Origin of the sequence: Prosthecobacter debontii, assembly GCF_900167535.1 — a bacterium.
Classification (GTDB): Bacteria; Verrucomicrobiota; Verrucomicrobiia; order Verrucomicrobiales; family Verrucomicrobiaceae; genus Prosthecobacter; species Prosthecobacter debontii.
Map to the genome: position 1 here is coordinate 1 of NZ_FUYE01000002.1, position 23,421 is coordinate 23,421.

Below are 23,421 nucleotides of genomic sequence, written 5' to 3' on the forward strand. Positions count from 1 at the left end.
ACCAGTCGCCAGTTGCTCGCAGCGCTGCCGGAGTTGGGCAAAGTATCGCGAGGGCAGATCGCGGCGCTGGCAGGCCTAGCGCCTTACAACCGGGACAGTGGCAAATGGCGTGGGCGGCGTTTTATCTCAGGCGGACGCAGCTGTGTGCGGCGTGTGCTTTACATGGCAGCGTTGGCGGCCAGCCGCCATAATCCAGAACTGAAGGTGTTCTACAAGCGTCTGAAGGAAGCCGGCAAGCCGTCCAAAGTGGCGCTGGTGGCGACGGCCCGCAAGTTGCTGATCCATCTCAATGCTATCCTCGCTCGCCACTTTAAAAAAACTTCTTCTAACACTTGCCTTTAACACAGTTACTCCAGTAGCCTACGCCACCATCGCCGCCGGAGGATAATGAGGCAGTTCCGCCCGCATATGCACATGTAAGCGACCATGCAGTTGCCGCTCCCCCAATCGCTGCCAGTGCAGACGCTGGAAGAATTTGGCGTTCTGCTCCTGCACATCCGCCAGGAACTCATCACAACCTATTTTGTTAGCCGTGGACACCGCTTTGTAAATCAAGCCTGCACCGATAGCACCGAACCCGCGATACACCGGCTGATGACTGCGCACGCTGACACTGCTGCTCATCTCGGTGAGACGGCGATAGTCGCGATGCACACACAGACGGCTGCCATACCAGAGGCGAGGTGCGCGCTCGTCAATACGCACGGTGCCGATCACCTCGTCCACCATGCCAGCGACTAGCGTAGCACAGATGATGGGGTAGGCATGCTCATCAATGGCATCACGATCATCGCCATCATGAAAGACATGTTGCTCTTCACAGAACACCGCTCTTCTCAGCGCCCAGTAACCGGCGAGTTCATTGGGTGTGCTCGCGATCTTAAAGACAAAATCACGCGGGCGGAACGGAGGGTAGTTATCAAAAAGCATGACATGAAGGTGTGTTAAGGTTTCAGTCCGCAGGAGGCATGCCAGATTGCTAGGAGCCGAGCGCCCACATGTTTAAAATATGACCCACGGCCGCCTTGGGTGACACATAACGGGACTCGATGGCCTGGGCCAGATAACGCGCATCTTGAGCAACCCCCGAGAAGCGACCGCTACCCCAGGTGTATTGCCACGGAAGCCCGATGAAATAGACCCCTGGCACCGTGGTGATACCGCGATCATGGCTCGGATAACCTTTGCCATCAAAGAGCGGGACCTCCAGCCAGCGATAGTCGGTGCCATAGCCCATGCTCCAGATGATGCTGGTGATGCCCGTCTGCGCAAAGTCGAGTGACAGAGGCCTCTCCTCAGGATGCCACAGGGGCGAATAACGATCCTCATGTGGAGCCTCAATGCCCTTGGCCGCGATGTGTTTATCAATCGTCGTCTTGATGCTATCCGCCACCGTATCAGCCTGATCCAGGTTTTGTTTGAGATCATCGGCGAAGGTCAATGTCGTGCCGTTGATCTCCTTGAGCCGCCCATAGAGCTGCATGCCCTCCACGGCAAAACGCCGCAGGTCAATGTCGCGTCCACCATCACGCCCGGTCACGTAGTGATTGGCCTTGGCGCGGACAGTGTCCTTTTTCGGATGTTCATGAATCGGCAGATCATAATAACCCATGTCATGCAGCCACTCGACCACATCCCGCCCGCGATAACGTCTCGCTGTGCGAGGGGCACCGCCGACGCAGAGATGCACCTTGCGTCCGGCTAGATGCAAGTCCTCCGCGATCTGGCAACCAGACTGACCCGTGCCGACGACGAGCACTTCACCTGGAGGGAGGGCATTCGCGTTCTTGTAGTCGGACGAATGCAGTTGCGTGATCCCTGCCGGGAAACGCTCGGTCATACGAGGCAGGCGAGCTGTTTGATAACCACCCGTGGCGACCACCACTTGATCGGCAGTGAAATCACCCAGATCGGTTTTCACCTCAAACACACCTGAATCGTTGCGGCGCAAGCGAGAGACGGACACGCCTTCTTTGAGTGGTGGATTGAAGGAACGCGCATAGGCTTCGATGTATTCGATGATCTGCTCCTTCACCATGAAGCCCTTCGGATCATCGCCGGTGTAGTGAAAGCCAGGAAGTGTGCATTGCCAGTTCGGCGTGACGAGGCAAAAGGAGTCCCAACGTTTGCTGCGCCAGGATTCGGCCATGCGGTTTTTTTCAAAGATGAGGTGAGCAATGCCTTTTTCCTTCAGGCAGTAGCTCATGGACAGGCCGGCCTGACCGCCGCCGATGATGATGACTGGATAGTGGGTTTCCATGGAAACGAAATGAGTTCAGAGACTGATGATGCGGACCGTCTGGTCGGCGGGATAGCTGCGGCCCCAGCCCTCGATCTCGCTGAGCTGGTCCATGGCGGACGAGCAGGCGAAACCGAAACGCTGGCGCACTCGCTCGCTGGCGGCGTTCAGGGCCGTGCGGCTGCGGGTAATGAAGTCCTTCATGGGCATAACCTCGCCCTTTTTGAAATGATCGTGAATGACGGTGGAGGGAGAGTAACACTGCCGACGGGTGCCATCCGGCAGTTCAACGGTGTAATGGACAGCGGGCATGGATCAGGCAGCGCAGGACGTTTGTTTTTCAAAGGAAGAGAGTGAGGAACAGGCCCCGCATTTGGCACAGCCCGCCTTCACCGTGTCCGAGGTCATGCCCGCAGCCGTGAGCATCTCCCCGAGCGGGAGGAGGATGGAGCGCATGAAGTCCGAGGACGGCGGCGGACGGTTCTCAAGCTGCGTTCCACCAATGGGCACAAAGGGCACCACGAAGGGATACACACCGAGGGCGATGAGCTGCTGACAAGCGCCTAACAAACTTTCTTTTGTATCACCCAACCCCGCGAGCAGATAGGTACTGACCTGACCTCGCCCAAAAACCTCCACGGCGGCTTGGAAGGCTTTGAGGTAGTAGGACACCGGCACCTGGGCCTTCCCCGGCATGATGCGGGCACGCACCTCTTCATCCCAGGCCTCCAGATGCATGCCCAGAGAATCCACTCCGGCCTCATGCAGATGTCTGAACCAGATGAAGTCCGCTGGAGGTTCGCACTGTGCCTGGATGGCCAAACCCGTGCGCAGCTTGATGGCACGAGCCACTTCCGTCAGCACGGCCGCACCGCGATCCTCCGTGGGTGGTGTGCCTGTGGTGAGAACCACTTGCTCGATGCCGTCGAATCGCTTGGCCGCCTCCGCCACTTCCGCCAGTTGCTCCGGGGTCTTGCGGGCAATGGTGCGGTCGCCTTTCAGCGATTCACCAATGGCGCAGAACTGGCACTTCGTGGAGGTATTGCCATAACGGATGCAGGTTTGCAGCACCGTTGTTGCCAACACGTTGTGAGAGTGCAGTTGGGCGATCTTCCAATATGGAATGCCCTCCTCAGTCTCCATCGAGTAAAAGCGCGGCTGACGCGGAAACAGGATAGGCGATTCCGGTTCGCCGTCGCGATACAACATGGCGCGACCATCATTACCAGGAACACTCGCCGTGAAGGGCGAGTGATGCGCCGGACGCGTGTGGATGGGCACCATGATCGTCGTGCCCATGATAGACACGGCTTTATGATCGCTGGGACCCGCACCGCCTCGTCGGCTGGAGGCGGAAGAGGCCTCATCCAGCATGCGCAGCCCGAGGGATTGCAACTCAGACAGCAGCCATTGCTTCCGGCTGACCAAGGCGGTCTCGTAGGTCATCATGATCGTGATTGAGTTGAGTGTTAGGCCAGGATTCTTCGGTGGCTGACGGCACGCCGTTTTTCGGCATGACCTGGAGGTTTTCCTGGAAGTTTTGACGCAGGGTGAAGATGTCGGGCCGTGAGTAATGACCGACGCTGTCCATCATGCGTTTGCGTTTCGTGATGAGGGCAAAGTCGAGATCAGCAATCGCCATGCCTTCCCCCTCCGTAATGGGTTCACTCATCAGGGCTCCCTCGGGCGAAATGATCGCCGTGTAGCAGCCACCTCGCAGCGCCTTTTGCATCTTCGGATCGCCGGTGATGGAGGTGATTTGCTCATCGGTCAGCCAGCCCGTGGAGTTGATGACGAAGCAGCCGGATTCCAGAGCGTGATGCCGGATGGTCACTTCGATCTGATCCCGAAAGATCGGCCCCACCATGCTGCCGGGAAACTGCGCGCAGTGGATCTGCTCATGCTGGGCCATGAGGCTGAAGCGGGCAAGAGGGTTGTAATGCTCCCAGCAAGCGAGAGCCCCCACCCGACCAACCTCCGTCTGCACGACCTTCATGCCCGAGCCATCCCCCTGCCCCCAGATCATGCGCTCGTGGTAGGTGGGCGTGATCTTGCGGCGTTTCAGCGCAAGGGTGCCATCGGCATCAAAGATAAGCTGCGTGTTGTAGAGCGACCCTTGCTCACGCTCGTTCACCCCGACGACGAGGACCATGCTGTGCTTTTGCGCCTGCTGGCTCAGCACCTCAGGCACCCATCCAGGAATCTCCACCGCATTTTCATAAAGCCGCAGGTGCTCCTTCCCGGCACTCACCGGCGGCTCCACGAAGCTGAAGTAGGGATAATAAGGGACGAAGGTCTCCGGGAATACCGCGATCTCCACCCCCTGGGCAGCGGCGTCCGCCACGGCCCGGCAGATGCGATCCACCGTGCCTTCGGCACTGGTAAGATCCGGTGCGATCTGCACCGCTGCTGCTCGAATTGTCGCCATATAAAAGAAGGACGATCAGAGGTTCCAGGAATGGATGACCACGGCACCCGCACGGCCGTGGATGAGATTGATATCCAGGACGTCCAGCGGGTTGATTGGGATGATGCCGGGGATGAAGGCTTTCTCCGTCTGGCCATACAAAGCCTGAGTGGAGAACCGGCAGGCGTAGATCTTGCCACCTTCCGCCATGAACTGAGCAAGACGCTTATTCACCAGCAGGTGGCCGGGGAAAGCTTCATCGCCGAGCGTGGGGAAACCCTTCTGGAAGCCCATGGTCACACCAGGACCATAGAGCAGGATGGAGGTCTCATAGCCTTTGCGCAGCAGGCGGGTGGCCACCAGAGTATTGACCAGACCAATGGAGCCCTCATGAGCGACACCGTGAAAGGTGACCAGGGCTTTCTCCCCGGGATTGGCCTTCACGTCCTCGAAGACTTTCTCTTCATAGTTGACCAAGATGTCTCCGTCTTTGTGAGCAGGGTGGGTTACTTCAGGCATAATTCGTTAGGTTTTGAATGTGGACTTTGAGTGAGGATGACATGCCACCAGCAACCGCCAGGGCATGCTCCTCAAAGCAGCACTGCCAGTGCCACCGCCCGTGCCAACCTTTCCTCGCAGAAGCGTGATTCATGCAAACCGTTGCATGAATTTGCGCAGCCTTAGGCCTACGCCTTTCTCACAGGCTCAATCTTTGGTTAGCTCACCCGACTCACTTGGTTTGTTCAAACCGGTAGATCGCGTTTCGGCCCATCTTTTCGATGCCCGATTGGAGCAGGACTCGCATCTGTTTGACCAAGAGAGCCCCCTCTAGGTCGGCTGCTTGTGTGCGTTCATTGAGGGCCGTCTCCAACGTTCGGTCATAGGTCATCAGAGTCGAGATCTCGGCTTGATCACGAGCTTCGGCCAAGCGTTGGAGAGACGAACGATAAGTCGCCTGCAAAGACTTCAGCACGGTTACCCCAAGAGCTGCCGCTGAAGGGATCGGTTTGTTTTCCTCGACGCGTTTTTTCTCGTCCCGAATGGCCAGAGCATCATCGAGCTTTGAAGCTTGGGTCGCCTCCGCCAGCGATCGATCCAGCGCGGCTTGATAATGTGCATTCAGTGCCTTCACCCCTTCCTGATATGGAACCTCCACATTCCGCTGGCGGACTACTTCATACGCCGCATGCAACTCAGCCAGTTTGGGATACTTCGCCACCATCACCTGGAGAGCCGAGGCAACAGCTGAGGTGGGTTTACCATCGAGAGTGAGGCTGCGCACCTGGATGTTTGAAAACCAAGCATTGCCTGCCGCGGGGCCCCAATAGCCTGACGTCGGAATGGCATCGTCCTGAATCTCCAAAGAAGGTTTCCCATCGACGGAGATTTGCAGGCGATTACCCACGGCGGAGAATTCGATATCCATCTGATCTCCGATGCGCAGTGACTGAGGTAAGTGAACGGTGCCGATGACCTTCCCCTGCTGCTTGGGGATGATTTTCATGATATCAAACTTCTTCAATTCAGACTGCCCGTCTCGAATGAACATGATCAGATTGTAATAAGCCGCCTCGTCGGTGCCGCCGTCAGCACTCCGCCGAATCCGCAACTGCGGAAAAGTCGTGCCCGTCAGGAAATGAAAACGCGCGCGGATAGCACCATTCGGGCTCGGTTGAGGCACCAACACACCTGCTCCTGATCGGACATGCAGGAATTCTTTGTCTATCTCCACCTGCTGTGTTGGAAAAGCCTCGAGTTCATGGGCTCCTCCTAAAATGGTCGTCCAGCCTTCCAAATCTGTGCTCTGTCCATAAGTATGAAAAGCCGCGCTGAAAAGTAAGCCAAAAACCAAGAGCCATCGGGACGCTTTCATCATGAAAGAGGGATGTTAGATACTGACCTCCTTGATAGCCAGCGTAATTGTCATCCATGCCCCCCGAATACTGATTCCAGCTAAGATCGGCGATGAGCCCCACGTTAAAGGATCGAATGTCCACGACGCCATCCCGCAGCCTCCTGATCGATCTCCTTCACGGCGCGCTGGGCTTTGCTTTGGTTAGCCTCGCGGCCTTCTCCGTTTGGGCTTTCGGAGCGGGTTACTTCCGCAACGTCGGGGGCGAGCTCGGCATGTATGCGGCCATTGCTGCCGTGTTTTTAGGGCTTTCAGGTCTCGTCCTGGGGCCCCTGGCGGGTGGCGCGAAGCGTTTTTATCGAGCCTTTCTTCCCGCTTTTCTGATCTACGCGGTGGTCTGGTGCATCGCGTGGTTCGGCCTACGAGGCAGACTTGGGGAGTGGGTGGGGGCAGCCGCAGGCTGCGTGGCCTTCACCTGGATCTGTATGAAAATCCTGGGTTCCACTCGCGGGTGGCTGGGAGCCGCCTTGGGGTTATTCGTCCTTCACACCGCAGGATACTTCGCCGGAGATTCGGCCATGTATGATTACTGGGTGCCGCTGGCGAAAGATGTGGATTTGGGCAAAACCGAAAAAGCTCAGGCCCTGATGATGGGCAAACTCTCCTGGGGCCTCTGCTACGGTCTCGGCTTCGGGGCAGGCATCGGCTGGGTCTTTCATCGGGCGCGGGTTGGGGCTTGAGTGTCGCCAGTTCCTGGGTATGAGTGCAAGTTCACCATGGCCCTCGCAAAGATCACCCAAGTCACCGGCACTGCCGTTCACGTTCCAGGTTCCGACATTGACACGGACCGCATCATTCCAGCCCGTTTCATGAAGTGCGTCACCTTTGACGGCCTCGGTGAGTTCGCTTTCTACGACGTGCGCTTCGATAAGGACGGCAAACCGACTGGCCATCCGGTGGACGATCCTCGCCATCAAGGAGCCTCCATCCTGCTTTCTGGCCCGAACTTCGGCTGCGGCAGCTCCCGTGAGCACGCCCCTCAGGCTCTTTACCGCTTCGGTTTCCGCGCCATCATCGCCGAGAGCTTCGCTGAGATCTTCTTTGGCAACTGCACCACTCTGGGCATCCCGTGTGTGGTCGCAACCGCCGCTGACATCGCCAAAGTGGCTGCTGCTGTGGACGTGAACCCAGCTCTGGAAGTGACTGTGGACGTGGCAAACAGCCGTGTCGTTTACGGTGACGACAGCTTCAGCGTGAAGATCCCCTCCACCGCTCACGATGCGCTGACCGCAGGCAAGTGGGACCCCATCGCCGAACTCCTGGAAGCCAAAGACGCCATTCACAGCCGCATGACTGAGATGGGCTGGGTCAAATAATTCCTTCAACACTCTGCACCACCCACCATGAGCAACGTTCCCGATCAACTTCGTTACCGTGACTCTCACGAGTGGGTGGACCCCACTCAGGAAATCAGCCCGGTGGGAATCACCGATCATGCCCAAGCGGAGCTGACAGACGTGGTTTTCGTCGAACTCCCCAAGCTCGGACCGGCGACCGCAGGTCAGCAGGTCTGTGTGGTTGAATCCGTGAAAGCGGCCAGCGATATCTACGCTCCGGTGAGTGGCGAGATCGTGGAAGTGAACGAAGCCCTCAACAGCGATCCTGGCCTTATCAACACCGATCCCTACGGTGCTGGCTGGATCTTCAAGATCAAGGCCAGCAACGCGGCGGATGCCGCTGCCCTGATGGATGCCACCACATACAAGGCGCACATCGGCTGATCGTTGTTTAATCCTTTGGAACACCCCACTTCAGCTTCTGAGGTGGGGTGTTTGGTTTCCGACTTTCATCTCTTCGACCTTCGGAGCCCCGCTTTCAGGCGGAATGCGAGGATTTTGCGTAACCTTGATTCCGCCTAAGACAGGGACTCCCAACCCAATCCGGCACAAAAAACCCGCCCGGATTGCTCCAGGCGGGTTTTTGAAAGGGCTGGGTTGATTCGAATTACGCGGCGTCCAGACCGAAAGCCGTATGCACCGCGACGGAAGCCTTCTCGATGTCGGCTTCTTTCACAATGACGGCGGTCTTGATCTCGCTGGTGGAGATCATGAGGATGTTGGCGCTCACGTCGGCCAGGGCTTTGAACATGCGGGCGGCGACACCGCTGTGGCTGCGCATGCCGATGCCGACAACGCTCAGCTTAGCCACGCCGGATTCGGTGCGCAGGGTCACTTTGTCACCCAAGGTCGGCAGGATCTCGCGCAGGGCTTTTTCAGCCTTGGGCAGATCGGCGGCGCTGAGGGTGAAGGAGATGTCGGTTTCACCATCAAAAGACACGTTCTGCACGATCACGTCGATGACGACGTTGGCACTGGCGATGGCTCCGAAGATCACGGAGGAGATGCCGGGACGGTCGGGCACGTCATCAATGGTGATTTTGGCCTGATTGCGCTCAAGGCTGACGCCGCGAACGACGACGGATTCCATGCCGGGGGTTTCTTCTTTCACGAGGGTTCCTGGGTTGTTGTTAAGGCTGCTGCGCACTTCGAAGCGGACACCAAATTTTTTCGCAAACTCGACGCTGCGGCTCTGCATGACCTTGCTGCCGCTGGAGGCCATCTCGAGCATTTCGTCGTAGCTGATCTCCTGAATCTTGGTGGCACTTTTCACCACACGAGGGTCACAGGTATAGACACCGTCCACATCGGTGTAGATCTGGCAGATATCAGCTTTGATCGCGGCTGCCATGGCGATGGCGGTCAGGTCACTGCCACCACGGCCGAGGGTGGTGATTTCGCCGCTGGCCGTTTCTCCCTGGAAACCGGCCAGCATGACGATATTTCCCTCATCCAGCATCTTATGCACGGCATCGGGGGTGATGTTGACGATGCGGGCCTTGGTATGGACGCGGTCCGTAGAGATGCCAGCCTGAGCACCGGTCAGCGAGACGGCTTTGCCACCCAGGGCATTGATGGCCATGGCGGTGAGGGCGATGGTGGTCTGCTCACCGGTGGAAAGGAGCACGTCCATCTCGCGCTCACTGGGGTCCTGCTCAGGGGAAACTTCTTTGGCAAGCTTGATGAGGCTATCGGTCACCCCAGACATGGCGGAGACGACAGCCACCACTTGGTGACCAGCACGCTGGGTTTCCAGGATGCGACGTGCGCAGTTGCGAATGCGTTCTGGATTGCCGACGGAGGTGCCGCCGTATTTCTGGACAATGAGGGCCATGGCTGGAAAGGGGCGGCGAAGGTGGCACGGCCAGCCCCGGGTGCAAATGGGAAATCATCTTTGGTTGGGCAAGAGAAAGGGTGTCTGCGCGATCTGAGTGCAATTTTCCTTCCCAAACCGCGATCTTCTCTCTCATGCTCCCGCCCATGAAAGCCTGGCTCTTCCTCCCTGCCCTCCTGCTTTGCTCCGCCTCCCTGACCTGTGGGCAATCTCCACGGCCTATTCGGGACCTGAATGGCTACTTTCCCTTTACCCCCGCGGCCGATGCCCAGGCCTGGAGCGAACGCCGAGCCGAGATTGAGCAACGCGTGCGGGTCGCTTCTGGACTCTGGCCCATGCCGGAAAAGACCCCACTGAATGCCGTGGTGCATGGTCGGGTGGAGCGGGAGGATTACACCATTGACCGAGTCTTTTTCGAGAGCCTGCCAGGGCATTTCGTCACCGGTAGCCTGTATCTGCCGAAAAACCGCACGGGGAAAATCCCCGCCATCCTCTGCCCACACGGTCACTGGCCGGACGGCCGGTTTATGGATGTGGGCCTAGGCACTGAGGCACTGAAAAAGCAGCTCGATACGAAAGCTGAGGAGAGAGAATGCGCCGCGAGGTCACCCCTCCAGGCCCGCTGTGTGCAGCTCGCCCGCATGGGCTGTGCGGTGTTTCACTATGACATGCTCGGTTACGCGGACTCCATCCAGTTTCCCGTGCATCGGCATGGCGCAGGCCCGGAAGGTTTCTTGAGCCCCGCTGCCGATCTCCGGCTGCAGACCTACTTTGGCCTGCACACCTGGAATAGCGTCCGCGCTCTGGATTTCCTGCTCAGTCAGGAGGGCATCGATGAAAACCGCATCGGCTGCACCGGAGCCAGCGGCGGAGGCACCCAGACCATGATGCTCACGGGCATGGATCCGCGCATTACGGCCGCGTTCCCCTGTGTGATGGTTTCCACCGCCATGCAGGGCGGCTGCACCTGTGAAAACACCCACTACCTGCGCATCAATCAAGGCAATGTGGACATCGCCGCACTCACCGCCCCACGTCCACTGGGCATCACCGCAGCGGACGACTGGACCAAGGAAGTGGAAACCAAGGGTCTGCCTGATCTGAAGAAGCTGTATGCCATGCTCGGCGTGCCGGATCACATCACCGCGCACATCGCCACGCAGTTTCCGCACAACTACAACCTGCCCTCCCGGTTGGCGATGTATGAGTTCTTCAATAAGCACTTCCAGTTAGGCCTGAAGAGCCCCATTCAGGAGCAGGACTTCACCTTTTCCACTAAAGCCGATCTCACCGTCTGGACGACCGAACATCCCGCTCCCACGGGCGATGCGGTGGGCGACACCCATGAAAAAGCCGTGTGCGCCTGGATGACCACTCAGGATGAGAAGAACATCGACAGCCTGGTGAAGGAGGCGGACACGACTCGAGTTCGTGAGGTGGTCGGCAGTGCCTGGGAAACCATCGTCGGTCGCAAGACACCGACTGCGGCTGACGTCGCCTATGAAATGCTGAGCAAGGAGGACAAGACTGACTTCCTCATCGTCAAAGGTCGCATCACCAATAGCCGCGATGATGAAGCGTTGGAAGCCACGTTCCTCTACCCCACGAAGTGGAACGGCGAAGCCAGTCTCTGGCTCAGCCTTAAGGGCCCGAGCTCCATTCTCGAGGGTGAAACGCCCACCACCGCTGCCCAAAAGCTACTGGATCAAGGCATCGCCATCGCCTGCCCTTCGCTGTATTTGGAAGGCGCGACCGAGCAGCCCAAAGCGGGTGATAATCTCAAAGCCAAACCCAACGACTTCCGAGAATTCAGCGGCTACACCTTCGGTTATAACCCCACGCTCCTGGCCCGCCGTGTGCATGATGCGATGACCATGGTCACCATGATGCAAAATCAGGAAAAATACCCAGTGAAGCAGCTCAAGATCCACGGCACCGAAGGGGCAGGCCCCATCGCCCTCGTCACGGGTGTCGTTTTGAAACTCGACGGCGTCACCGCCGAGCTCGACGGCTTCCGCTTCGCCGATCTCACCAGCCCCTGGGATGTGAACTTTGTGCCCGGTGCGGTGAAGTATGGCGATGTCGAGGCACTGCTGAAACTGAATGGGCTGTGAAGTTAAACTCGCGGACAAAAGGTGCTGTCAGACATTGACCCTGCCCATGGACGTTGCCGCCCCTTTTTCAGACGATTCAGATGAATTGCCGATCCAGCCTCAACGTCGGCGTTTCGTCTATCTGGTCTCGGCGTGGCTCGCCGGGATGCTGCTTCAGATCGTTGGTCTTCCCTGTTTGTGAGCGATTGGGAGTTGGCGCATGGAGATCGCCGCTTGGTTTGATGCGATGATCCTGCTGCGTATGATCGTGGCCTACTGGAGGCGGGAGACGGGCCTTGCGTGGATGCTTTACACCGCCCTTTGTCTCACGTCGTTTCTATGGCTGCATTGGCTCACCGACCTGATCCTTCAAGTCGCTGGGCGCTCGCATTTTTAAAAATGCCCAAATGGCACATTTGATCCGCTCTTTGGAGACGAAACGACTCAAACTTCGACCTCCCAGTGGCATGACAATATTCACGCCACCTTTGTTAAATAAGGGCTAGCGGCTCATTGCGCCTTCCTGGCACAGTGCAAGCGTATCCAGAGGTAGAAAGATTCTCCTCCAACCTATGTCTCCTGAAAAATTCACCGTTAAGCTTCAAGAAGCCTTCAATGCCTCTCAGTCTGTGGCCACGCGTCATGGACACCAGGAATTGAAACCGGCCCACCTGCTCACGGCTCTGCTGGATCAAGAGGGTGGCATCACTCGCCCCCTCTTTGAGAAAGCTGCCGTCAACCCAGCGGCCGTGGCCAACCTGAGCACCCAGCTCGCTAACCTCCTCAGTCGTCAGCCGAAAGTCAGCGGCGCCACGGGGAGTCTGTATCTCTCCAATGAGTTCCGCGAACTCATGACCAAAGCCGAGGACGAACAAAAGAAACTCAAGGATGATTTCCTCAGTGTCGAACACGTCCTGCTCGCACTCTTCAAAATCAAATCCGATGTCGCCGACCTGCTCAAGCAGGCCGGACTCACGTATGACACCGTCTCCAAAGGCCTTGCCGCTGTCCGGGGCAGCCAGCGTGTGACGGATCAAGACCCTGAAGGCAAATACCAGACCCTGGAAAAATACGGCACGGACCTCACCGCCCGCGCTCGCCAAGGCAAGATTGACCCTGTCATCGGTCGCGATGAAGAGATTCGCCGTGTCATGCAGGTGCTCAGTCGCCGCAGCAAAAACAATCCCGTGCTCATCGGTGAACCCGGTGTGGGTAAGACCGCCATCGCGGAAGGCCTGGCCCGCCGTATCGTCGCTGGTGACGTGCCCGATTCCCTGAAAGGCAAACGCCTCATCAGCATGGACCTTGGAGGCATGATGGCCGGGGCGAAGTTCCGAGGCGAATTCGAGGAACGCCTGAAAGCCTTCCTCAAAGAAGTCACCAGCAGCGAAGGGGAGATCATTCTCTTTATTGATGAGCTGCACACCATCGTCGGTGCTGGTAAAGCTGAAGGCGCGATGGACGCAGGCAACCTGCTCAAGCCGCAGCTTGCCCGTGGTGAACTGCGCTGTATTGGCGCGACCACGCTCGACGAATATCGCAAATACATCGAGAAAGACCCCGCTCTGGAACGTCGCTTTCAGCCCGTAATGGTGGGTGAACCCAGCGTCGAAGACACCATCGCCATTCTGCGTGGTTTGAAAGAACGTTATGAAGTGCACCACGGCGTGCGCATTCAGGACGGTGCCATCATTGCTGCGGCTACCCTGAGCAACCGCTACATCACGGATCGTTTCCTCCCCGACAAAGCCATTGACCTCGTGGACGAAGCCGCCAGCCGCATTAAGATCGAACTCGACTCCATGCCCACGGAGATTGATGTGATCGAGCGGGAAATCATGCAGCACGAGATGCAGCGCCAGGTCCTGAAAAAGGAAAAGGACGCTGCCAGTCTCGCTCGCTTGGAAAAGCTGGAGAAAGAGATCGCCGACCTCAAAGAACAATCTGGGGCTCTGAAGGCTCAATGGCTGAAAGAAAAAGAAGCCGTGGATGCGGGTCGCAAAGTGAAAGAGGAGATTGATCGTCTCCGCACCGAGTTGGAACAAGCCCAACGCCGGGGAGACTTTGCTCGCGCTGGAGAGATCCAGTATGGATTGATCCCTGACCTGGAGAAGAAGCTGCAAAACGAGCCTAACCAAACCCAGGCTCCAGCGCCTAAACCCACGCTGTTGCGTGAGGAAGTCACAGAGGAAGACATTGCCCGAGTCGTCGCCAACTGGACGGGCATTCCCGTGTCTCGTTTGCAAGAAGGCGAACGCTCCAAGCTGGTGAAGATGGAAGAACGTCTGGCTGCCCGCGTCATCGGTCAAAAGGACGCCATCGTCGCTGTGTCGAACGCCGTCCGCCGTGCTCGTGCCGGCATCCAGGATGAGAACCGCCCCATCGGCAGCTTCCTCTTCCTCGGACCCACCGGTGTGGGTAAGACCGAGCTTTGCAAAGCCCTGGCCGAGTTCCTGTTCGATGATGAAAACGCCATGACTCGTCTCGACATGAGCGAATACATGGAGAAACACAGCGTCAGCCGTCTCATCGGTGCTCCGCCTGGATATGTCGGTTATGATGAAGGCGGTCAGCTCACCGAAGCCGTGCGTCGGCGTCCTTACAGTGTCGTGCTCTTCGATGAAGTGGAGAAGGCTCACCCAGATGTGTTTAACACACTCCTCCAGGTGCTGGACGATGGCCGCATCACCGATGGCCAAGGCCGCACTGTGGACTTCAAAAACACGGTCATCATCATGACCAGCAACATCGGCAGCCAGCACATCCAGGATGTGCAGAACCCCGAGCAACGTGAGGCGCTGGTGCGTGACTCCTTGAAGCAATTCTTCCGCCCCGAGTTCCTCAATCGCATTGATGAAATCGTCATCTTTGACCGTCTGAATGCGAATGAACTCGACAAGATCGTGAAGATTCAGCTTCAGCGTGTGATCGATCGCCTCGCCAAACAGAACATCCACCTCACGGTCAGCGATGACACCACGCGTTATCTTGCCGATGCTGGATTTGACCCAGTCTTCGGTGCCCGCCCTCTGAAACGCGCCATCCAGAAGCACCTGCTCGATCCGCTGTCCCTCGCCGTCCTCGAAGGCAACTTCAAAGAAGGCGACCATATCGATGCCGTCCTGAAAGATGGACGTGTGGAGTTTGTGAAAGCTTAACGAACTTTAGGAAAATGAAGCTGCAGCTTTTCACGAGGCTGCAGCTTTTTCTTTGGACACCATCCATCACTTCGGGGCACCCATTTTAAAGGCTGATCCGTTCTACGGGAGATGAAGACTGCTTCATATTTTCGCCTGCTGCTTTCGGCTCTGGCTCTCCTTGCCATCACCTCATGCTCTAGCCCCATGAAACATCCCCCACTCCGCACCGTGTCGCACGTGGATCTCCAGCGCTATATGGGCGACTGGTATGTGTTTGCCAACATCCCTTATTCATTGGAGAAGGATAAGGTCGGCACACTGGACCGCTATGCCCTGCGTCCCGATGGCAAACTGGACAACATTTTCTTGTTCCGACGGAAGACCCTAGACGCGCCTCTAGAACAGTGGAAAGGCACGGCCTGGATTCACAATACCGAAACCAATGCCGAATGGCGGGTGCAGTTCATTTGGCCATTCCGAGTGCCCTACCTGATCATTGACCTCGATAAGGATTATCAATGGAGCGTCGTTGGTTATCCCAACCGGAAGCTGGCCTGGGTGTTGAGCCGTAAGCCCGCCCTCGATGATGCCACCTATCAGGAGATTTTACAGCGTCTCAAAGAACAGGGCTACGATCCAGCTAAGCTCCAAAAAGTGCCACAGAACATTCATTGATTCAGTTGTCACGCGGCGGACCAAATCCGCGCGGAGGGCGACCTTCGCCGTCCGGCGGAGGGCCCATCCCTGGAGGCCCGAAGCCGGGGCCTCCACGACGACCACGACGCGGTGGCCCTCCCCCAGGAGGCCCGCCGTCTTGCTTTTCAAAACTTGCATCTGGAGTTCCTTTCCACAGTCGTCCCAAATACGGAAAGTCTTCCGTGATGTAATAGTGATAGATGCCCTCGGGATATTCAGGCGTGACGCCGAAACGACCGTTGCACTCATCGAGATCACCACTGCCAGCCACAAACTCAAAATCCTCCGTGTAATAACCATCATAGCGCCCCCCTGGACCGCCACTACCACCCGGGCGATTACCTTTCTTGAGTTGATAGCTGGAGCGCATCTTCACCAATGGACTGGCGGAGTTCTGGGGGGCTTGGTGTCCGCGCGTTGCGTAAATGGGAAAGCCATCCGCTGCCCACCCCAACAGGAGCATCTGATCCGGTTTTTCACCGCCCAATTGCTTCACCAAGCCACTCGGCAAGCCATGATAATGATAGGCCCCGTTCGGTTGCACATGCGCCTCATTCTGATCCAGCCCCAGATTGATTTGGCCGCTTTTGGCTTCAGCCACCCACCCTGAACGGGGATCGCGATTCCAGAACTCGGCGGTGCCGGGTTCAAAAGGCACCCCATTGACGGCCACACCAAAAAAGGCTCTCCGCGAAGGTGTGGGTTGTGCTGCTACCTCGGGTGTCAAGGTCATGCGAAATTCATACTGCTGAGGCGCTATCTCATTGGGGTTGTTGCGGTTAGGGAATGCCCCCACATCATGAGAAGGAATGCCATTGGAAACCACGATACGCATGCCACCCTCCTCACGTAGAGTCACTTGGGCGCTGGGGTTTTGGGCTAGCAGCAGCCCGGTCAGCATCGACAAAAGAATCGGAAGACGTTTCATACTCTCCCATGAACGCCTCATTTTGACGGGTGATTTGCGAATTTACCTAAGCTTAACAAAATTCATTCCTGCGCCTTCAGCCTTGCCACAAGCCCCACGCTGACGATAATCGCCGATCTTTTCGCCAACCGCCCCCCTTATGGCCCAACCGTTCCTCACTCAGGACTTTCAAATCCGCTGGTCCTCTCTCTCGCCATCTTGCATCCAAGCCGACATCCAAACCGCGCTGCAAGAGGCGGATGCGAACATCAATCGTCTGACTGAGCAGGACCGGGGTAAAATGAACTTCGATAGTGTGGTGCTGGCCCTGGATGAATCCACACGTCATCTCAATGAAGCCTGGGGGCTGGTCCAGCATCTGGATGCTCTGTGCAATTCTCCGGAACTGCGCGAGGCCCACAATGCCATGCTCCCCCAGGTGAGTGCATTCTTCGCCAAAATCCCTCTGAACGAGCATCTGTGGGATCTCCTGGAAACCTACAGCAAAACGGAGGAAGCGCGCGACCTCCCCCCCGTCAAAAAGCGTGCTCTGAAAGAGACGATGGAAAGCTTCATCCAGGCCGGAGCAGATCTCCCGCCCGAGAAAAAGAAGCGATTGGAAGAACTGGAATCTGAACTCTCTCAGGCGACCCAGAAGTATTCCGAAAACGTGCTCGACTCCACCAACAAGTGGGAGCTCATCATCACCGATGTAGCACGCCTGAAAGGCATGCCCCCCTCCGCCATCGAGGCAGCCCGTGCCGAAGCCATTGCGAAAGGTTTAGGCAGTCCCGAAGAGCCGCAGTATCGCATCACTCTGAAGGCGCCCTCCATGATCCCGGTCATGGAGTATGCAGAAGATGAATCTCTGCGCAAAGCCGTGTGGGAAGGGAGCACCAACATCGGACGCGGTGGAGAGCATGACAACACGGACCTAGTCTGGAAGATCCTGCGCCTGCGCCATGAGAAAGCCCAGATCATGGGCAAGACCAACTTTGCCGATCATGTCCTGCAGCAGCGCATGGCCAAGACCGGTCAGAGCGCTCTGAACTTCATCGAAAACCTTCACCATAAAGTGAAGGCGGCGTTTGATCGTGAAACGATCCAGCTTCAAGAATACCGTGCGGATGCCGTCGGCCAAGCCACGGATCTGCTCCAACCCTGGGAAGTGGCGTTCTGGTCGGAAAAACAGCGCAAGGCGGAGTATGATTTCGATGAGGAAGAACTGCGTCCCTACTTCCCTCTCGATAAGGTGCTTGGCGGCATGTTCCGGCTCGCCGAAATCGTCTTTGATTTGCGTATCGTGGGTCGAGATGTCGTTTATTACGGCTCTGGCGAAACTGGCACTGCGAGCACCCAGCCTGGGGAACTCGGACCTGTGGAAGTCTGGCATCCTGATGTGAAGTTTTATGAAGTGCGCAATGAGAAAGGCGTGCACATCGGCTCCTTCTATGCCGACTGGCATCCGCGTGACTCAAAGCGTGGTGGCGCCTGGATGAACTACCTCAAAGGAGGCGTGCCACCTTCAGGAGATCGTGACCGCCGCCTGCATCTGGGCCTCATCTGCGGTAACATGACTCCGCCCGTAGATGGCAAACCCGCCCTGCTGACGCATGACGAAGTCTGCACCGTCTTCCATGAGTTCGGTCACCTCCTGCATCAGCTCTGCGGCAATGTGGAGATCCCTTCTCTCAATGGCGTGAACGTGTATTGGGACTTCGTCGAGCTTCCTTCTCAACTTATGGAGAACTTCTGCTGGGAACGTGAAAGCCTGGACCTCTTCGCCCGTCATCACGAGACCAACGAACCCATCCCAGCCAAGCTCTTCAAGAAAGTTATCGCAGCGAAAAACTATCGCAGCGCCAGCGACATCATGCGCCAGCTTTCCTTTGGCAAGCTAGACCTGGAACTGCACATGCATCATGCCACCGATGAAGGCGCAGATCTGGATCAACTCTCCCGCCAGCTTCTGAAGCCTTACCTGATGCCGCTGAAGACGGAGAACCCCTCCATGGCACGTCGCTTTGGACACCTCTTCAGCAGCCCCGTCGGATATGCCTCCGGCTACTACAGCTACAAATGGGCTGAGGTGCTGGATGCCGATGCTTTCACCCGTTTCCAAACTGAAGGCGTGCTGAATCCAAAAGTCGGCCGAGACTATCGCGATAAGATCCTCAGCAAAGGCAACTCCGAAGACCCGGCCAAACTGTTCAAGGACTTCATGGGCCGCGATCCCGAACCCGTGGCATTGCTCATCCGCGCAGGCCTCGCCTAACCAACGTTGATAGAGGGTGAGGATTTTATCTCCACCCTCACTCCATGGATCAAGCTGTTGCGATCACTGAGCGATCACCTCGGTGATCGCATGACGGATCGCAGAGAACATGGCCTCTAACTCCGTCTCGGAGATATTGAGCGGCGGCATCAGCACGATGGTATCCACCACCGGACGTGTGAGCAGCCCATACTTGCGAGCCGCCAGACAGGCTTTCACGCCCATCAGCAGCTCCGGCGCATAAGGGCCGATCTCCACGCCTGCGATCAAGCCACACTGACGGATATCCATCACCGCCGGGATCTCCCGCAAGGTCTCCAGATGTTGCGTAAACGAGGCCGTCTTGGCGGACAAGGTCTCCATCGTACCCTCCTCACGAAACACCTGCAAACTGCCCAGCGCCGCTGCACAGCCGAGCTGATTGGCCGTGTAACTGTGGCCATAATAAAAAGCACGACCTGCGCCCAAGAAGCCCTCAAACACTCGCTCCGTCGTCAAGGTTGCTGCCAGAGGCAGATACCCCCCGGTAATGCCTTTGGCCAAACAGAGAAAGTCAGGAATCACCCCCTCCTGTTGACAGGCAAACATACTTCCGGTTCGGCCAAACCCCGTCATCACCTCATCCAGAATCAAGAAGACATCGCGTTGCTGGCACCATTGGCTTAACCCCTTTAGCATACCCTTCGGCCACAGACGCATGCCCGCACTCCCCTGGATCAAAGGCTCAAGGATCACGCCCGCCAAACGCGAAACCTCATCAACACTCAAAGCATCCAGCGCCTCCAAGTTCGGAACACGCACCACTCGATACCCAAAGTCATTGCCACTGCCCTTGAAAATCGGGATACCCCCCACACTCGCTGCACCCAAGGTATCGCCATGATAAGCACGATCGAAAGCCAGGATGGTATCGCGCTCGGGATGCTCGTTTTGTTTCCAATACTGCAAGGTCATCCGAATCGCCGACTCAATCGCCGTCGAGCCATTGTCCGAATAAAACACCCGACTGAGCGCACTGCCCGGCAATAGATCCACGAGCGCCTTACCCAACTGAATGGCAGGCTCATGCGTGAAGCCCAGGAAGGAGGTGTGCGAGATCTTCTCCAACTGCGCCCGGATGGCATTGTGAATCGTCGGATGACTATGCCCATGAATGTTCGTCCAAATGGAGCTGTTCCCGTCCAGGTATTCGCGCCCATGCTGATCCTTCAGATAACTCCCCTGCCCTGAAACCAGCATCAGCGGCTCATGCGCCTCCTCACACCACGCCTGCATGGGAGTGAACGGATGCCACAGGTGGCGTTTTTCGAGTTGGAGGAGAGTTTGGATCATACTGGAGCGCACGCGTCTCGCGTGCCGTGTTTCGCGTCCTCGCGGAACACCGTTCTAAGTTCGAGATCCGCATCAACCGCCAAATCCAACAACGAAGTCTCGCGAGGACGCGAGCCTTAGCACGCGAGACGCGTACGCTCCAGTGAGAGTTGAACTTCGTTCTCCCTTCTCAAAACCCCCATCTCACCTCCCTCCTGCTGTCACACCCGGAGTCTTGTCCTCTTCATTCAGCGAGACCGTATGCACCACGCGATGATCCATTTCAACAAAGCGTTCGCCATCGAATAAAGTGCGTTCGAATTCGATCTCGAGTCGCTCCACAGGATGCTCACCCTGGTAAGTGTGATCCGGTGTTTCCTTGGAAAGAACATAGGCATGCAACGGAGGTGACAGCGTATGCAAGGTCTTGGGCAGAACGCCCTCAAGAGCACGATGCTGAGCAAACCATCGCTTCAGAAAGCCATCGAAGGAAGCGGTGCGCTTCGCGTCGATCTGCACCTTGCCATGGGTGGCGATAAGCCCCCGCACGGCCTCCACCGTCCGGGCTTCACGTGCAGCCTGAGCCACGCGGGCCTCATGGATCGCGCCAAAGGTGCGCGTCAGGACTTTTTCCGGCAGGAGGAAATGGAACTGCGATTGGATGAACGCAAAGTCATAAGGCTCAAAGAAATCCGGCTTCACATACAGACGCCGCCCACCCTTCATCACAGCATAGACACTGTAGCGTTCGGTCACTTGCGAATCGAACCAAGCCAGATTGCTGGCCATATGGGAGTTCGCCGTGATCAGCAGATAGACCGCAGCCACAGCTCCCGATTGCCAGGAGAAAAGCCGCATCTCAGCACCCATCGTCGGCGCGCTTTTTTCATCCCCTTGCCCACGCCGTGGCCACTCGATGAAAGCCGCGGTGAGAGCGATCTGTAGCACGATCCAATTCCAAAAGCTGTCCCCCGAAAAGAAGAAGATGCCAGCGTGCAGCATCACGCGCCCCGCCGAGAGCAGCACAAACCAACGCCGATTCCAAAAGGCCGTAATCAGGGCCAGCTCCACCACCAGCACAAACACCTTCATCGGCAGTGCCAGCGGTTGCAGGAAAGCGAGAAGCCGCACGAGCCCCTCCTCATCCCAAAAGGCGCTCCACCCATGCACGAACGTAGAGGCGGAGAGATTGAACAAATCATCGTGCAGCAGCCAGTCCCAGCTATCCAGCCCCACCTTCAGTTTGGCCACGCCGGGAATCCAGTAGTGGATCAGCGCCGCACTGATGCAGGCCAGCGTGAAAGCATACGTCGCCTTGGGCAGACAACGGTTGATCAGAGGTCGTGCTAGACCCGCCGCGCACAGCACCCAGGCCAGATCCAGCACCATCTTACGGTTGGTGTATTCCGCATCGCTCAATCCCGGCACCCGCCATTGCAGATAGGTGACCACCACCGCATACAGCAGCGCGGGAAAGCAGGCGGGAAAACGGAGGCTGACCAGCCCCAATAGCAGGATGATCCCACGATCCACCAGATGCCCCTGACCGAAGTAAAAGTTAAACGGATACAGGCTACCGGTCCAAACCAGGACACCAATCAAGGTCCAGGCGACCCAAGCCATACGACCTCCTCGAAGTAGGTCACCCCAGCTTCGCAGATCCCGATTGAAAACCGCATAACCACCGGCCAAAAGCAGGCTCCCCCAAAAGGCTGGCTTCAGCGCATTCTCTGCCAGTAAGGAGAGCAAAAACGACTGCGCCGTGTAGTCCGCTCGCGCCCATCCACTGACCGGCTGTCGAAAGAGCCGATACAGACCAAACACGATCAGCATCGCCATCAGCGTCTGCGCCGCCGCAGGCAGGTTGTGTATACAGGCCAGCCAACGGCTTCGCCCGGTTGGGGCATCGCTCTTACAGGGAAGGATGCATTTTTCGTTAGGCTGAACAACGTCGGATTCGGGCATTTCCCGCAATGAAGGCATGTCGCTGCGCATCTTCACCTGCTCTTACGTGACACCCCTGTCACTTGAAGATTTCTTCCACTGAGACGAGCCATTCCTTTAGCCAAGCCCTGCGGGCTCTGCGTGCCATCATGAATATTGTTTGGGTCAATAAATGCAAATGGCGGTCCTCCGGCCCCATCGTCAATGTGGGTGTCCACAACGCCCATTCCTTTGCCTCCATTGGCTTGGAAACGGATCTCTTTGTCGGTGGCGGACCGGCGACAGAGACCACTGCGGATCTCGCCGACTTCTATTCGCTCGATCAGCCTCCCGGCCTGCACATTCACCGCATCGCCCGGGGTCAGTCCATGGGCATGGATGAGAGCGGTCCCATCTATCAGGCTGCCCGCCAACGCATTTTCCAACTCGCTAAAACTGGCCCCGTCGCCGTCTTCAGTCGCGAGCCCGGTTTCCTCTTCAGCCTCGCCCGACTGCGCTACCGACGCAATATCCGCACCTTTTACGAGCTGCACGATTTCTACTCCGATCTCTCCTGGCATGAGCGCAAGGTGCCCTTCTCTTTCCACCGCAAAAAGTGGGTCGAGCGTGCCCTCCTCCCGCATGTGAGCGGCCTCGTTTGCATCACTCGCGATCAGGAGAAATTCTATCAGCGTCTGTTTCCCCGGGTGCCCACCATCTACGCCCCGCTCGGCACTAAACCTTTTCCCGAGACGGACCCCGAGGTGAAACGGCGCGCTCGCACGGTCTTCTACGTCGGCCACATGCATGGCATGAAAGGCGTGGCCTTTCTACGTCAGGCCAGTCTCGGCCTCGCCCGTGCAGGCATCCGCACCGAGTTCTGGGGCGGAGGTGAAAAAGATACGCGCCCCATCCTCAAGGCCGCGAGCGACGCTGGGCTCCAGTCCTGGATCTCCGCCGTGCCCTTCCAGCCGCCCAAGGCCATGCATGATGCTCTGGCGGATCGCGCCAGCCTCGGCGTCGTCATGCTGGCGGATACCTTTTACAATCGGCACCTCACCTGCCCGGTCAAAGCGCTCGACTACCTCTCCCATGGCATCCCAGCCCTAGGCACCGACATCCCCTCCGTGCGCGATATCCTTTCTGATACAGGCCACTACCTCCCCGAGAACGACACCGCCGCCTTTGTCGCCCAAGCCACCGCCCTGCTCGACGACCCCACCGCCTACGCTCAGGCCGCCACCGCCAGCCGTAGCCGCTGCGCCACCATCACCTGGCCCAAACGCGCCGAGTCCCTGCACCGCTTCGCTTTGGCTCAGTTTGAGAAGAAGACATGAAGACGTCGAG

The 23,421-nt window shown here is 57.5% G+C and carries 22 protein-coding genes; 11 read left to right on the forward strand and 11 right to left on the reverse strand.

Features of this window, described 5'->3' with window-relative positions; translation table 11 throughout:
• Positions 1–342: transposase (locus B5D61_RS02500; protein WP_139373018.1), on the forward strand; the 342-nt coding region annotated here is incomplete at its 5' end.
• A gap of 18 nt (positions 343–360) precedes the next feature.
• On the opposite strand, the gene B5D61_RS02505 is transcribed toward B5D61_RS02500, so the two are convergent.
• The 7 genes from B5D61_RS02505 to B5D61_RS02535 form a co-directional block, all read right to left on the reverse strand.
• Positions 361–930 (reverse strand): MSMEG_0567/Sll0786 family nitrogen starvation N-acetyltransferase, encoded by a 570-nt coding sequence (locus B5D61_RS02505; protein WP_078811741.1) that lies wholly within the window; start codon positions 928–930, stop codon positions 361–363.
• A gap of 49 nt (positions 931–979) precedes the next feature.
• Positions 980–2,260, reverse strand: coding sequence for an MSMEG_0569 family flavin-dependent oxidoreductase (locus B5D61_RS02510; RefSeq protein ID WP_078811742.1), 1,281 nt, complete (start codon positions 2,258–2,260; stop codon positions 980–982).
• A 15-nt stretch (positions 2,261–2,275) separates the two neighbouring features.
• Positions 2,276–2,551: an MSMEG_0570 family nitrogen starvation response protein gene (locus B5D61_RS02515; RefSeq protein ID WP_078811743.1), complete on the reverse strand. Its 276-nt coding sequence runs from the start codon at positions 2,549–2,551 to the stop codon at positions 2,276–2,278.
• 3 nt (positions 2,552–2,554) lie between these two features.
• Positions 2,555–3,688 (reverse strand): MSMEG_0568 family radical SAM protein, encoded by a 1,134-nt coding sequence (locus B5D61_RS02520; protein WP_217698893.1) that lies wholly within the window; start codon positions 3,686–3,688, stop codon positions 2,555–2,557.
• On the reverse strand, positions 3,636–4,667 hold the full coding sequence (locus tag B5D61_RS02525; RefSeq protein ID WP_078811745.1) for a Nit6803 family nitrilase: 1,032 nt from the start codon (positions 4,665–4,667) through the stop codon (positions 3,636–3,638). Before B5D61_RS02525 ends, B5D61_RS02520 begins: the two co-directional genes overlap by 53 nt.
• A gap of 15 nt (positions 4,668–4,682) precedes the next feature.
• Positions 4,683–5,165 (reverse strand): MSMEG_0572/Sll0783 family nitrogen starvation response protein, encoded by a 483-nt coding sequence (locus B5D61_RS02530; RefSeq protein WP_078811746.1) that lies wholly within the window; start codon positions 5,163–5,165, stop codon positions 4,683–4,685.
• A gap of 211 nt (positions 5,166–5,376) precedes the next feature.
• Complete coding sequence (locus tag B5D61_RS02535; protein WP_078811747.1) at positions 5,377–6,522, reverse strand: hypothetical protein; 1,146 nt, start codon at positions 6,520–6,522, stop codon at positions 5,377–5,379.
• Positions 6,523–6,635: 113 nt separating this feature from the next.
• Between B5D61_RS02535 and B5D61_RS02540 the strand changes: the two genes are divergently transcribed.
• The 3 genes from B5D61_RS02540 to gcvH are packed head-to-tail and all read left to right on the forward strand — an operon-like array spanning position 6,636 to position 8,279.
• Positions 6,636–7,238 carry a hypothetical protein gene (locus B5D61_RS02540; protein WP_078811748.1) on the forward strand — a complete coding sequence of 201 codons (603 nt, stop codon included), beginning with the start codon at positions 6,636–6,638 and terminating at the stop codon, positions 7,236–7,238.
• Positions 7,239–7,274: 36 nt separating this feature from the next.
• Positions 7,275–7,874, forward strand: coding sequence for a 3-isopropylmalate dehydratase small subunit (gene leuD / locus B5D61_RS02545; RefSeq protein WP_078811749.1), 600 nt, complete (start codon positions 7,275–7,277; stop codon positions 7,872–7,874).
• A gap of 27 nt (positions 7,875–7,901) precedes the next feature.
• The gene (gcvH, locus tag B5D61_RS02550) at positions 7,902–8,279 is read left to right on the forward strand and encodes a glycine cleavage system protein GcvH (protein WP_078811750.1); all 378 of its coding nucleotides are present in this window, start codon (positions 7,902–7,904) and stop codon (positions 8,277–8,279) included.
• 223 nt (positions 8,280–8,502) lie between these two features.
• On the opposite strand, the gene B5D61_RS02555 is transcribed toward gcvH, so the two are convergent.
• Positions 8,503–9,729: an aspartate kinase gene (locus B5D61_RS02555; RefSeq protein ID WP_078811751.1), complete on the reverse strand. Its 1,227-nt coding sequence runs from the start codon at positions 9,727–9,729 to the stop codon at positions 8,503–8,505.
• A gap of 146 nt (positions 9,730–9,875) precedes the next feature.
• On the opposite strand from B5D61_RS02555, the gene B5D61_RS02560 reads away from it, so the two are divergent.
• The 5 genes from B5D61_RS02560 (at position 9,876) to B5D61_RS02575 (ending at position 15,637) form a co-directional block, all read left to right on the forward strand.
• Positions 9,876–11,843 carry an acetylxylan esterase gene (locus B5D61_RS02560; protein ID WP_176159182.1) on the forward strand — a complete coding sequence of 656 codons (1,968 nt, stop codon included), beginning with the start codon at positions 9,876–9,878 and terminating at the stop codon, positions 11,841–11,843.
• Positions 11,844–11,889: 46 nt separating this feature from the next.
• Positions 11,890–12,024: a hypothetical protein gene (locus tag B5D61_RS26945; RefSeq protein WP_281251739.1), complete on the forward strand. Its 135-nt coding sequence runs from the start codon at positions 11,890–11,892 to the stop codon at positions 12,022–12,024.
• 18 nt (positions 12,025–12,042) lie between these two features.
• Complete coding sequence (locus B5D61_RS26065) at positions 12,043–12,219, forward strand: hypothetical protein (RefSeq protein WP_176159183.1); 177 nt, start codon at positions 12,043–12,045, stop codon at positions 12,217–12,219.
• Positions 12,220–12,394: 175 nt separating this feature from the next.
• Positions 12,395–14,980 (forward strand): ATP-dependent chaperone ClpB, encoded by a 2,586-nt coding sequence (gene clpB, locus B5D61_RS02570; protein ID WP_078811754.1) that lies wholly within the window; start codon positions 12,395–12,397, stop codon positions 14,978–14,980.
• A gap of 186 nt (positions 14,981–15,166) precedes the next feature.
• Positions 15,167–15,637 carry a lipocalin family protein gene (locus B5D61_RS02575; protein WP_176159184.1) on the forward strand — a complete coding sequence of 157 codons (471 nt, stop codon included), beginning with the start codon at positions 15,167–15,169 and terminating at the stop codon, positions 15,635–15,637.
• 1 nt (position 15,638) lies between these two features.
• Here the strand turns inward: B5D61_RS02575 and B5D61_RS02580 are convergent, their stop codons facing one another.
• Positions 15,639–16,586 (reverse strand): YHYH protein, encoded by a 948-nt coding sequence (locus B5D61_RS02580; RefSeq protein ID WP_176159185.1) that lies wholly within the window; start codon positions 16,584–16,586, stop codon positions 15,639–15,641.
• Between the two features lie 139 nt (positions 16,587–16,725).
• Between B5D61_RS02580 and B5D61_RS02585 the strand changes: the two genes are divergently transcribed.
• Positions 16,726–18,840 carry a M3 family metallopeptidase gene (locus B5D61_RS02585; RefSeq protein WP_078811757.1) on the forward strand — a complete coding sequence of 705 codons (2,115 nt, stop codon included), beginning with the start codon at positions 16,726–16,728 and terminating at the stop codon, positions 18,838–18,840.
• Between the two features lie 63 nt (positions 18,841–18,903).
• Here the strand turns inward: B5D61_RS02585 and bioA are convergent, their stop codons facing one another.
• Together bioA and B5D61_RS02595 are read right to left on the reverse strand one after the other, a co-directional pair.
• Positions 18,904–20,172 carry an adenosylmethionine--8-amino-7-oxononanoate transaminase gene (gene bioA, locus B5D61_RS02590; protein WP_078811758.1) on the reverse strand — a complete coding sequence of 423 codons (1,269 nt, stop codon included), beginning with the start codon at positions 20,170–20,172 and terminating at the stop codon, positions 18,904–18,906.
• 183 nt (positions 20,173–20,355) lie between these two features.
• Positions 20,356–22,116: a hypothetical protein gene (locus tag B5D61_RS02595; RefSeq protein WP_139373019.1), complete on the reverse strand. Its 1,761-nt coding sequence runs from the start codon at positions 22,114–22,116 to the stop codon at positions 20,356–20,358.
• A gap of 62 nt (positions 22,117–22,178) precedes the next feature.
• On the opposite strand from B5D61_RS02595, the gene B5D61_RS02600 reads away from it, so the two are divergent.
• Positions 22,179–23,411: a glycosyltransferase gene (locus B5D61_RS02600; RefSeq protein ID WP_078811760.1), complete on the forward strand. Its 1,233-nt coding sequence runs from the start codon at positions 22,179–22,181 to the stop codon at positions 23,409–23,411.
• The last annotated feature ends 10 nt before the right edge of the window (positions 23,412–23,421 follow it).

Excerpts from the sequence above, each read along its gene's own strand:
- B5D61_RS02505 (WP_078811741.1), bottom strand. The coding sequence starts at position 930 with ATGCTTTTTGATAACTACCCTCCGTTCCGCCCGCGTGATTTTGTCTTT.
- B5D61_RS02510 (WP_078811742.1), bottom strand. The coding sequence starts at position 2,260 with ATGGAAACCCACTATCCAGTCATCATCATCGGCGGCGGTCAGGCCGGC.
- B5D61_RS02515 (WP_078811743.1), bottom strand. The coding sequence starts at position 2,551 with ATGCCCGCTGTCCATTACACCGTTGAACTGCCGGATGGCACCCGTCGG.
- B5D61_RS02520 (WP_217698893.1), bottom strand. The coding sequence starts at position 3,688 with ATGATGACCTACGAGACCGCCTTGGTCAGCCGGAAGCAATGGCTGCTG.
- B5D61_RS02525 (WP_078811745.1), bottom strand. The coding sequence starts at position 4,667 with ATGGCGACAATTCGAGCAGCAGCGGTGCAGATCGCACCGGATCTTACC.
- B5D61_RS02530 (WP_078811746.1), bottom strand. The coding sequence starts at position 5,165 with ATGCCTGAAGTAACCCACCCTGCTCACAAAGACGGAGACATCTTGGTC.
- B5D61_RS02535 (WP_078811747.1), bottom strand. The coding sequence starts at position 6,522 with ATGATGAAAGCGTCCCGATGGCTCTTGGTTTTTGGCTTACTTTTCAGC.
- B5D61_RS02540 (WP_078811748.1), top strand. The coding sequence starts at position 6,636 with ATGTCCACGACGCCATCCCGCAGCCTCCTGATCGATCTCCTTCACGGC.
- leuD (WP_078811749.1), top strand. The coding sequence starts at position 7,275 with ATGGCCCTCGCAAAGATCACCCAAGTCACCGGCACTGCCGTTCACGTT.
- gcvH (WP_078811750.1), top strand. The coding sequence starts at position 7,902 with ATGAGCAACGTTCCCGATCAACTTCGTTACCGTGACTCTCACGAGTGG.
- B5D61_RS02555 (WP_078811751.1), bottom strand. The coding sequence starts at position 9,729 with ATGGCCCTCATTGTCCAGAAATACGGCGGCACCTCCGTCGGCAATCCA.
- B5D61_RS02560 (WP_176159182.1), top strand. The coding sequence starts at position 9,876 with ATGAAAGCCTGGCTCTTCCTCCCTGCCCTCCTGCTTTGCTCCGCCTCC.
- B5D61_RS26945 (WP_281251739.1), top strand. The coding sequence starts at position 11,890 with ATGGACGTTGCCGCCCCTTTTTCAGACGATTCAGATGAATTGCCGATC.
- B5D61_RS26065 (WP_176159183.1), top strand. The coding sequence starts at position 12,043 with ATGGAGATCGCCGCTTGGTTTGATGCGATGATCCTGCTGCGTATGATC.
- clpB (WP_078811754.1), top strand. The coding sequence starts at position 12,395 with ATGTCTCCTGAAAAATTCACCGTTAAGCTTCAAGAAGCCTTCAATGCC.
- B5D61_RS02575 (WP_176159184.1), top strand. The coding sequence starts at position 15,167 with ATGAAACATCCCCCACTCCGCACCGTGTCGCACGTGGATCTCCAGCGC.
- B5D61_RS02580 (WP_176159185.1), bottom strand. The coding sequence starts at position 16,586 with ATGAAACGTCTTCCGATTCTTTTGTCGATGCTGACCGGGCTGCTGCTA.
- B5D61_RS02585 (WP_078811757.1), top strand. The coding sequence starts at position 16,726 with ATGGCCCAACCGTTCCTCACTCAGGACTTTCAAATCCGCTGGTCCTCT.
- bioA (WP_078811758.1), bottom strand. The coding sequence starts at position 20,172 with ATGATCCAAACTCTCCTCCAACTCGAAAAACGCCACCTGTGGCATCCG.
- B5D61_RS02595 (WP_139373019.1), bottom strand. The coding sequence starts at position 22,116 with ATGCCCGAATCCGACGTTGTTCAGCCTAACGAAAAATGCATCCTTCCC.